The sequence below is a fragment of the uncultured Limnohabitans sp. genome (genome assembly GCF_937889215.1).
Lineage (GTDB): Bacteria > Pseudomonadota > Gammaproteobacteria > Burkholderiales > Burkholderiaceae_C > Limnohabitans_A.
This window is the reverse complement of record NZ_CALBEX010000339.1, coordinates 1-8,831: the sequence shown is the minus strand read 5'-3', so window position 1 is coordinate 8,831 and position 8,831 is coordinate 1. Positions and strand designations below refer to the sequence as shown.

The window sequence follows — 8,831 nt, the reverse complement described above, 5'->3', positions numbered from 1 at the left end:
TCCTCAGGCATTTCGCTGCCTTCGCTGATGGCCTTGTTGATCAAAATGGCCACCCGCATCTCGAGTTCGGGCGGCTCCATGGCCACCGTGAGGCCCGAATCAAAGCGCGAAACCAAGCGCTCGTGGATGTCGGCCAGGCCCTTGGGGTAGGTGTCGCTGGTCATCACGATGTGTGATTTTTTGGCCAACAGGGCCTCAAAGGCGTTGAAGAATTCTTCTTGCGTGCGGTCTTTGTTGGCAAAGAACTGGACGTCGTCGATCAGCAGCAAATCGAGCGAGTGATAGTGGTGTTTGAACTCGTCAAAAGTCTTGCGTTGGTAAGCTTTAACCACATCCGACACAAACTGTTCAGCATGGATGTACAAAACCTTGGCCTCAGGGCGGTCGGCCAGCAGCTTGTTGCCAATCGCGTGCATCAGGTGGGTCTTGCCCAAACCCACGCCGCCATAGATGAACAAGGGGTTGTAAAGCTGTCCCGGCGAGCCCGAAACGTGCATGGCTGCCGCACGCGCCATGCGGTTGGCGGTGCCCTCGACCAAGTTGTCAAAATTCAGCGCGCTGTTGAGGCGGCTGCGAAAGGTGTTGGCTGCGGGCTCGTCCACCACAACCAGCGCTTCGGCAGGCGACTCCATAGACGATGGTGTCGATGCTTTTAATGGTCTGGCGCCGCCTTCACGCGGAGTGATTGCTAACTCTATTTTGACGGGATGGCCTTGCAAATTTTCCAGCAAGGCGGCCAGACGGCTCGCATATTGGGCGCGTACCCAGTCGAGTTTGAAGCGGTTGGCCACGTACAAAGTGATGCTTTGCTGGTCTTCCGAAACCACCGCGCTGAGCGGTTTGATCCAGGTGTTGAACTGCTGTTCTGGCAACTCGCGTGCCAACTCTTCAACGCAGGTTTGCCACAAGGAAGGGCCTGCGTCCATCTGAAATTCTGGGGTCATTCCCTCGGGCATGTAGTACTTTTTATTGTGGACAGTTGGAGCTAGGAGCGGCGGGACTGTCTGGTTTATTCAGAGCTTATCCACATGCCGATTCGGGTCGGGAGGGCGATCATAAACCACATTGATCGACGCGCACTCCGGACTCACCCTGATGGTGTTAATGACAGTAAATTTGCCGGGCTTGCGAAAGTTTGCGATAATCTTGGGTTTCGCCCAACGCTGATTCATGGCATTGGGCACAAAGGAACAGTTATGAAACGCACCTACCAACCCTCCAAGACACGTCGCGCCCGTACCCACGGTTTTCTGGTTCGCATGAAAACCCGCGGCGGCCGTGCCGTGATCAATGCGCGCCGCGCCAAGGGCCGCAAGCGCCTGGCTGTCTGATTCGGGCTTCAGATGCCTATTCGACTGTCTGGTTGTGGTCTGTGGCCACCGCAGGCGGTTGATGCCGGGGTTTGGCCATCGTGCAGCGTTTAAAAACACGCCCACAATTTCAGGCTGCCCTGGCGGGTGGTACGGTCTCGCGGACGGCGCATTTTGCGTTACATCGCATGATTTTGACCGCGCCCACAGACACCTCATTGGCTACTGCTGAACAAGATGGGTCTGCCCCTTCAGGGGGGCAGACCCTTTTTGGCATGTTTGACGTTTGGCTGGGTGCCATGGTGCCCAAGCGGTGGGCGCGCAGAGCGGTCACGCGCAATGCCATCAAACGCCAGATCTACACCGTGAGCGAGCGCTTTGGCGATCGTTTGCCTGTGGCGGCCCATGTGGTTCGTTTGCGCACCACATTTGACCGGCAAAAATTCATCAGCGCCACTTCGGAACCCCTGAAGCTGGCTGTGCGGCAAGAGCTCGAACAGCTGTTCGAACGCGCTGTGCGGCAAGAGGGGCGACCCTCATCCGATCAGAGATCTGACCGAGCCACCGAAGGGGTTCAGGCATGATCGTGCAGCGTTTGTTGGTGGGCTTGGTGCGCGGCTATCGCTTGTTGCTGAGTCCTTGGCTGGGTTCCTCTTGCCGTTTTGAGCCCAGTTGTTCGGCTTATGCTTTGCAAGCTTTGGAGCGCCATGGCGCGGCCAAAGGCAGTTATCTTACCGTGCACCGTCTGGTGCGTTGTGGTCCTTGGTGTCAGGGTGGCCACGACCCCGTTCCCGCGCAAGCCCCGCGCTTGTTCACTGCTTTGTTATCTCCTACTTCGTCAAAGAAGATCCCATGAACGATATCCGTCGCACCATCCTTTGGGTGATTTTTGGTTTTTCCCTGGTCCTGTTGTGGGACCAGTGGCAGCTGCACAACGGCCACAAAGCCACGTTCTTCCCCAAGCCCGAAGTGAGCGCACCCGCGCCTGTGGCTGCTGCTTCCAGCGCCAATGTCGTGCCTGCTGCGACAGCAGTCGTCACCGCAACACCGGGTCAGGTGCCCTCTTCCGCGCCTGTGGCTTCGACCGCTCCCCGCGAGAAAATCGAGGTGGAAACCGATGTGCTCAAGCTCAGCTTTGACACCGAAGGCGGCTCACTTGTGCGCAGTGAATTCACGAAGCACCGGGATATGGTTGACCCTAAGATCAACATGGTCTTGCTGGACCAAAGCAGCAGCCGTGTCTATATGTCCCAAACGGGTTTGATCGGGGGTGATTTCCCTAACCACAAAACACGCATGAGCTTCAGCGGCGATCGCAGCCTGAAAGACGGTCAAAACGAATTGACTTTGCGGTTTGAATCGGCCGAAATGAACGGCGTCAAGCTAGTCAAGACTTACACGCTCAAGCGCGGCAGTTATGTCATCGACGTCAAGCACGAAGTGGTGAACAACGGTCAATCTACCGTGTCGCCCCAGCTGTACCTGCAGCTGGTGCGTGATGGCAACAAGCCCGAAGGTGAATCGTCTTTCTACTTCACCTTCACTGGCCCGGCCATTTACACCGATGCCAAGAAATACAACAAGGTGGACTTCAAGGACATCGAAAACAACAAGGCCGAGATCGACAAGACTTCGATGAATGGCTATGTGGCCATGGTGCAGCATTATTTTGTCAGCGCCTGGTTGTTGCCCGAGGGTGTGCAGCGCGAAAACTTCGTGCGCAAGGTTGACACCAATTTGTATGCCGTGGGCATGATCACCCCGGTGGCCGACCTGGCCCCTGGCCAGTCCAAAACCGTCAGCAACCTGTTGTACAGCGGCCCTCAAGAAGAAAAAGTACTCGAAGCTTTGTCGCCAGGCTTGGATCTGGTGAAAGACTACGGTTGGCTGGCCATGTTGTCCAAGCCCTTGTATTGGCTGCTGGACCAAATCCACACTGTGCTGCAAAACTGGGGCTGGTCGATTGTGGCGCTGGTGCTCTTGCTCAAAATCGCTTTTTATTGGCTCAACGCCAAGGCTTACTCCAGCATGGCCAAAATGAAGGCCATCAACCCCAAAATCACGGAAATGCGTGAGCGTCTGAAAAGCAATCCGCAGCAGATGCAGCAGGAAATGATGAAGATCTACCGTGAGGAAAAGGTCAACCCGATGGGCGGTTGCTTCCCGATCATGGTCCAAATTCCTGTCTTCATTGCCTTGTACTGGGTGCTGTTGTCCAGCGTGGAGATGCGCAATGCGCCCTGGATCGGCTGGATCCATGACTTGTCAGCACCTGACCCCTTTTTCATCTTGCCTGTGGTCATGACCTTGACCACGCTGCTGCAGACCGCGCTCAATCCTGCGCCGCCAGACCCAATGCAAGCCAAACTGATGTGGCTCATGCCCATGGTGTTCTCGGTCATGTTCTTCTTTTTCCCGGCAGGCCTGGTGCTCTACTGGATCACGAACAACATCTTGTCTATCGCTCAGCAGTGGGTCATCAACACCCGCATGGGCGTGCCGCCGCAGTTCAACCTGCCCAAGTTCAAGTAACTGCAAAAGGCCGCGCAAGCGGCCTTTTTTTGGGCTGCCTAGCCCTCCCGCTTTCGCCATTTGAATTCACATGCTCGCCCGTCACCAGCAACCCATCGCCGCCATCGCCACAGCCCCCGGTCGTGGTGCCGTGGGCATCGTGCGGGTGTCGGGTCGAAATTTGTCATCGTTGATTCAGGCCTTGTGCGGGCGGCCGCTCAGACCGCGTGAAGCCACCTACCTGCCTTTTGCAGATGCCGATGGCAGCCCCATCGACCACGGCCTGGCGCTGCACTTTGTGGCCCCGCACTCGTTCACAGGTGAAGACGTGCTGGAGTTGCAAGCGCACGGGGGTCCGGTGGTGCTGCAGTTGTTGGTGGCGCGGTGCCTGCAAGCGGCTGCGGAAGTGGACCCGTCCACGGGCCAGCCGCGGTTGACCGGTTTGCGCGTGGCGCAGCCGGGCGAGTTTTCTGAACGCGCTTTCCTGAACGACAAAATTGATTTGGCCCAGGCCGAAGCCATTGCTGATCTGATTGATGCCAGCACCGAGGCGGCAGCACGCAGCGCCAGTCGCTCGTTGGCGGGTGATTTTTCCAAAGAAATCCATGTGCTGCGCGACGCCTTGATCCACCTGCGCATGCTGGTCGAAGCCACGTTGGATTTCCCGGAAGAAGAAATCGACTTTTTGCAAAAGGCCGACGCCCAAGGGCAATTGAGCCGATTGCAAACCGCGCTGCACACGGTGCTGGGCAAAGCCAAACAAGGCGCTTTGCTGCGTGAAGGCATCAAGGTCGTGATTGCGGGCCAGCCCAATGCGGGCAAAAGCTCACTGCTCAACGCACTGGCTGGAGCCGAGCTGGCCATCGTCACACCCATTGCTGGCACCACACGCGATGTGGTGCAGCAGACCATCCAAATCGAAGGCGTGCCGCTGCATGTGATCGACACCGCCGGGCTGCGCCAAGGTGAAGGTGTGGACGAGGTGGAGCAGATCGGCATTGCCCGCGCTTGGGGTCAGATTGAAAACGCCGACGCGGTGCTGTTTTTGCACGACCTGACGCGCATGGGTGAAGCCGATTACGACACGGCCGACGCAGACATCGCCACCGCCTTGCGAAGCCGGCTGCCTGCCAGCGTGGCGGTGATCGATGTCTGGAACAAGGCCGATGCCGCCCTGAGCCAAGCTGAACGTGTGGGCTTGACCCTGTCAGCCCGAACCGGTGAAGGTCTGCAAGCCCTGCGTCAAAAGCTGCTGCAGCAAGCCGGTTGGCAGCAAGCCAGCGAGGGCTTGTTCATTGCCCGCGAACGCCATGTGCAGGCGCTGCACCGCGTGCGCGAGCACCTGCAAGTGGCCGACGCCCACCTGGCTGCGCAAGCGCAAAACCTGGACCTGCTGGCCGAGGAGCTGCGGCTGGGCCAGAACGCGCTCAATGAGATCACGGGCGAGTTCAGCGCCGACGATTTGTTGGGCGTGATTTTTTCGAGTTTTTGCATCGGTAAGTGAGTCGGTAAAAACACGCAAGCGCTCAGGGAAAGCCCCGAAAAGGTCACGCCTGTGACTATTTGAAAAGACCAACAGGCACAAGATGGTGCCTTTGCCCCGTGCCCTTGCCATGACCACCGACACCCAGCCCCAACTCAACCCCGAACAAGACGCGCATTTGCGTGAGCGCTCGGACTGGATGGGCGCGTATTTGGTGTTGCACGCTTGGGGCGTGATCGCACTGGCCATGGCGTTTTTCGTTGCTTGGCCCAACCCCTTGAGCTTCATCGTCGCCGTGGTTGTCATTGGCGGGCGGCAGCTGGGCTTGGCGATTTTGATGCACGATGCGGCGCACCGCGCCCTGTTCAAAAATGCCCGACTCAACGACACCGTGGGTGCTTATTTGTGTGGCTGGCCCGTCGGCGCAAGCCTCACGCTGTACCGCCCCTACCACCTGAGCCACCACCGCCATACGCAGCAAGCCGAAGATCCCGACCTGATTTTGTCGGCCCCTTTCCCGATCACGAAACAAAGCTTTTGGCGCAAAATGCGGCGCGACATTCTGGGCATCACCGGTTACCAGCGGCGCATGGAAACCTTTCGCATTGAAATGGGGAACGACCCCAGTCGCCTGCAACGCTGGAAAAAGCTGTTTCAAGCTGAAAAATATTTCGCGCTGACCAATCTGCTGGTCTTCGCTGGCACGACCGCGGCCGGTGTGTGGTGGGCTTACTTCGCTTTGTGGTTGCTGCCTTTGCTGACCTGGTACCAAGTCATCAGCCGTATCCGCAACATTGCCGAACACGCGGTGGTGGGCAACAACGATGACCGCTTGCGCAACACCCGCACCACGCTGGCCAACTGGGGGATGCGCATGGTGCTGGCACCATACTGGGTCAACTACCACCTGGAGCACCACCTGTTTGTGTTCACGCCCTGCTGGAAGCTGCCTGCGGCGCACCGCATCTTGATCGAACAAGGCTTTGGCCCTCGCATGGAGCTGGCTGGTGGTTACACCGAGGTTTTACGCAAAGCCGTATCTCAAGCGCATGACGATCCCAGTCGTGGCGTGCCCCAAGACACGCGAAAGCGCAGCGCGCTCATTTGAACGGTTGACCCCAAGGAAGCACATGTCCAAACGCCTCGAAGATCAAGTAAATGGGGCTCACGCAACCAAAGCGCCTACAACGTCAGCAAGCACGCCGTGGTGGGCCTGACGCGCTGTGTGGCCTTAGAGGCAAGTCCCTACCAAGTCACGGTCAACGCCATTTGCCCCGCGTGCCTTTGGGCCGAGTGCTGGACCCCTCTGAAATCGCCAGCCTGGCGATGTACTTGGGCTCGCACGAGTCCAGAGGCATGACAGGCCAGTCGATTCACCTCGATGGCGGCATGGTGCTAAGCTGAGCCCAAGCGCTTGCTGGCGTCAGGGGCGCTTTGGCATTCGAACGGCGCTCAGCGCATGAAATTTTTCACGTAATCCGCCCCCAGACCCACCGCCTCAAAATGGGCCCGGTACTTCTCGATGCGGGTGAACACGTCGTCGTAGCCGGTGGCGTTGCCTTGGGTGTCGACATACATGAGCGCGCCGTGCACGGTGAACATCGTCACCATGTCTTGGCAGTCGTCGGGTACGACCAGCGTGTGGGTTTCGCCAGGTGGCTCGAACACGTAGCTGCCTTCTTCGGCCACCCAGTCGTGTTCCAGGTACAGCCATTTGCCGCGCAGTACGTGGGCATGCACCATGCCGGAATGGCGGTGACGCTGCAGCAGGCCTGAACGCTTGACTTTGAGCAGGTGCACATAAAAACCACCCGACACATTCAGATGCAAAGGGCGCGACCAGATGCCCGGTGCCACCGGAGCCCACAGGCGCTCGTCTTCGGTCTGCACGTCGTGCACCACCATGTCAGCAGCCATGCCCCAAGGTTGAGGTTTGGCGTAGGGGACGCGGTCGTCGTCGGCCGCTGACGGGGTGTGGGGTGAACTCATGAGACAGTCCTGGATCAGATGAAAACCCCAGCTTAAAGCGGACGGACAGGCCTGTCAGCGCCGGGGGTGACAGCATTCAAACGGTCTCAATGTCCTTCAAAAGACACGAGCTTGAACAGTTCCAGGCCGCTGGCCTTGATGCGCTCTGAGCCGCCCAGCTCTGGCAAGTCCACAATGGCCGCGCCTTCGATCACGGTAGCGCCGAGTTTTTCGAGCAGTTTCTTGCCCGCCATCATGGTGCCGCCGGTGGCGATCAAGTCGTCAATCAGCAGCACCCGCTGGCCGGGTTTGACTGCGTCGGTGTGCAGCTCTACCGTGGCGCTGCCGTATTCCAGCTCGTAGGTTTCTTCCACTGTGGTGAAGGGCAGCTTGCCTTTCTTGCGGATCGGCACAAAACCCAAACCCAGCTCATAGGCCACCACTGAGCCCAAAATAAAACCACGCGCATCCAGGCCAGCCACCACGTCGGGTCGCAAGTCGGGGGCCATGTAGCGGTGCACAAAAGCGTCGATCAGCACGCGAAAAACGCGAGGGTCTTGCAGCAAGGGTGTGATGTCGCGAAACTGCACGCCCGGGGCTGGCCAGTCGGGCACGGTGCGGATGTGGCTTTTCAAATAATCGTTGACGTTCAGCTCGTCCATGCCTCAGCCTCTCAATAGTTTTTCTTCGGCCACGGCCAAGGTTTGTGATGTGCCCGACAACACCCAGGCGTCGTTGGCCTGCAGCTCGGTGTCATCGTTCACGGGTTCTGTTTGGCCATTGGCCCTGCGCAGGTTGACGGCCCGCACGCCCATGGCGTGGAAGGCGAGGTCTTGCAGCTTTTTGCCCAACCAGGGCGAGGCCACAGGCATCACCACGGTGGTCAAGCGCTCGTGATCGAGCTCGTCCAAGGTGTCGTCGTCGGCCCCGTGGAAATAGCCGCGCAGCAAGTTGTAGCGTGCATCGCGCTGGTCTTGCACGATGCGGATCACCCGCCGCATGGGCACGCCCACCAGCGCCAGAGCATGGCTGGCCAGCATGAGCGAACCCTCGATGGCTTCGGGCACCACTTCAGTGGCACCGGCCGCCAGCAATTTCTCCAAGTCGATGTCGTCTTGCGTGCGCACAATCACCGGCACCTGCGGGGCGTGGCTGTGGGCATGGTCGAGCACCTTCATGGCGGCGGCCACTTCCAAGTAGGTGATGACCACGGCACTGGCCCTGGCCAAGCCTGCCGCCATCAGGGCTTGCAAGCGGCTGGCGTCCCCAAACACCACCGAGTCGCCTGCCGCGGCGGCTTGGCGTACCCGGTCGGGGTCAAGGTCCAGCGCCATGTAGGGGATGTTTTCTTTGTCGAGCATGCGGGCCAAGTTTTGCCCGCAGCGGCCATAGCCGCAGATGATCACATGCTTGTTGGCGTTGATCGATTTGCGCGCGATGTTCGTCATCTGGAGCGACTGCTGCAGCCACTCACCGGCCACGACCTTCAAGACAAGGCGGTCGCTGTGCATGATCATGAAGGGGGTGGCCACCATGGACAACACCATGCTCGCGAGCAC

At 58.9% G+C, this 8,831-nt stretch carries 10 protein-coding genes and 1 pseudogene; 7 read left to right on the top strand and 4 right to left on the bottom strand.

Annotated features, from left to right (window positions below; genetic code table 11):
* On the bottom strand, nt 1-956 hold a 956-nt coding region (locus Q0341_RS08705), incomplete at its 3' end, for a chromosomal replication initiator protein DnaA (protein ID WP_299512193.1).
* A 240-nt stretch (nt 957-1,196) separates the two neighbouring features.
* On the opposite strand from Q0341_RS08705, the gene rpmH reads away from it, so the two are divergent.
* The 7 genes and pseudogenes from rpmH (at nt 1,197) to Q0341_RS15255 (ending at nt 6,708) form a co-directional block, all read left to right on the top strand.
* Entirely contained in the window at nt 1,197-1,331 is a 135-nt protein-coding gene (gene rpmH, locus Q0341_RS08700; RefSeq protein WP_005798102.1) for a 50S ribosomal protein L34, read from the top strand.
* An 80-nt stretch (nt 1,332-1,411) separates the two neighbouring features.
* Nucleotides 1,412-1,894 (top strand): ribonuclease P protein component, encoded by a 483-nt coding sequence (locus tag Q0341_RS08695; RefSeq protein WP_299512190.1) that lies wholly within the window; start codon nt 1,412-1,414, stop codon nt 1,892-1,894.
* Nucleotides 1,894-2,166 carry a membrane protein insertion efficiency factor YidD gene (yidD, locus tag Q0341_RS08690; RefSeq protein ID WP_299512195.1) on the top strand — a complete coding sequence of 91 codons (273 nt, stop codon included), beginning with the start codon at nt 1,894-1,896 and terminating at the stop codon, nt 2,164-2,166. The genes Q0341_RS08695 and yidD overlap by 1 nt, the downstream gene beginning before the upstream one ends.
* Nucleotides 2,163-3,842 (top strand): membrane protein insertase YidC, encoded by a 1,680-nt coding sequence (gene yidC, locus Q0341_RS08685; protein WP_299512187.1) that lies wholly within the window; start codon nt 2,163-2,165, stop codon nt 3,840-3,842. The genes yidD and yidC overlap by 4 nt, the downstream gene beginning before the upstream one ends.
* Nucleotides 3,843-3,912: 70 nt before the next feature.
* Complete coding sequence (gene mnmE, locus Q0341_RS08680) at nt 3,913-5,325, top strand: tRNA uridine-5-carboxymethylaminomethyl(34) synthesis GTPase MnmE (protein ID WP_299512185.1); 1,413 nt, start codon at nt 3,913-3,915, stop codon at nt 5,323-5,325.
* Between the two features lie 109 nt (nt 5,326-5,434).
* A complete protein-coding gene (locus Q0341_RS08675; RefSeq protein ID WP_299512183.1) occupies nt 5,435-6,412 on the top strand; it encodes a fatty acid desaturase family protein in 978 nt (325 codons plus the stop codon).
* A gap of 96 nt (nt 6,413-6,508) precedes the next feature.
* Nucleotides 6,509-6,708: pseudogene (locus tag Q0341_RS15255) on the top strand (hypothetical protein).
* Between the two features lie 48 nt (nt 6,709-6,756).
* Here Q0341_RS15255 and Q0341_RS08665 read toward each other — a convergent pair.
* From Q0341_RS08665 to Q0341_RS08655, 3 genes are all read right to left on the bottom strand, one after another.
* Nucleotides 6,757-7,293 carry a 2,4'-dihydroxyacetophenone dioxygenase family protein gene (locus tag Q0341_RS08665; RefSeq protein WP_299512179.1) on the bottom strand — a complete coding sequence of 179 codons (537 nt, stop codon included), beginning with the start codon at nt 7,291-7,293 and terminating at the stop codon, nt 6,757-6,759.
* An 86-nt stretch (nt 7,294-7,379) separates the two neighbouring features.
* On the bottom strand, nt 7,380-7,934 hold the full coding sequence (locus Q0341_RS08660) for an adenine phosphoribosyltransferase (RefSeq protein WP_299512177.1): 555 nt from the start codon (nt 7,932-7,934) through the stop codon (nt 7,380-7,382).
* Between the two features lie 3 nt (nt 7,935-7,937).
* Nucleotides 7,938-8,831, bottom strand: an 894-nt coding sequence (locus Q0341_RS08655; RefSeq protein WP_299512175.1) for an NAD-binding protein, incomplete at its 5' end; no start/stop codon positions are given.

Excerpts from the sequence above, each read along its gene's own strand:
- rpmH (WP_005798102.1), top strand. The coding sequence starts at position 1,197 with ATGAAACGCACCTACCAACCCTCCAAGACACGTCGCGCCCGTACCCAC.
- yidC (WP_299512187.1), top strand. The coding sequence starts at position 2,163 with ATGAACGATATCCGTCGCACCATCCTTTGGGTGATTTTTGGTTTTTCC.
- mnmE (WP_299512185.1), top strand. The coding sequence starts at position 3,913 with ATGCTCGCCCGTCACCAGCAACCCATCGCCGCCATCGCCACAGCCCCC.
- Q0341_RS08675 (WP_299512183.1), top strand. The coding sequence starts at position 5,435 with ATGACCACCGACACCCAGCCCCAACTCAACCCCGAACAAGACGCGCAT.
- Q0341_RS08665 (WP_299512179.1), bottom strand. The coding sequence starts at position 7,293 with ATGAGTTCACCCCACACCCCGTCAGCGGCCGACGACGACCGCGTCCCC.
- Q0341_RS08660 (WP_299512177.1), bottom strand. The coding sequence starts at position 7,934 with ATGGACGAGCTGAACGTCAACGATTATTTGAAAAGCCACATCCGCACC.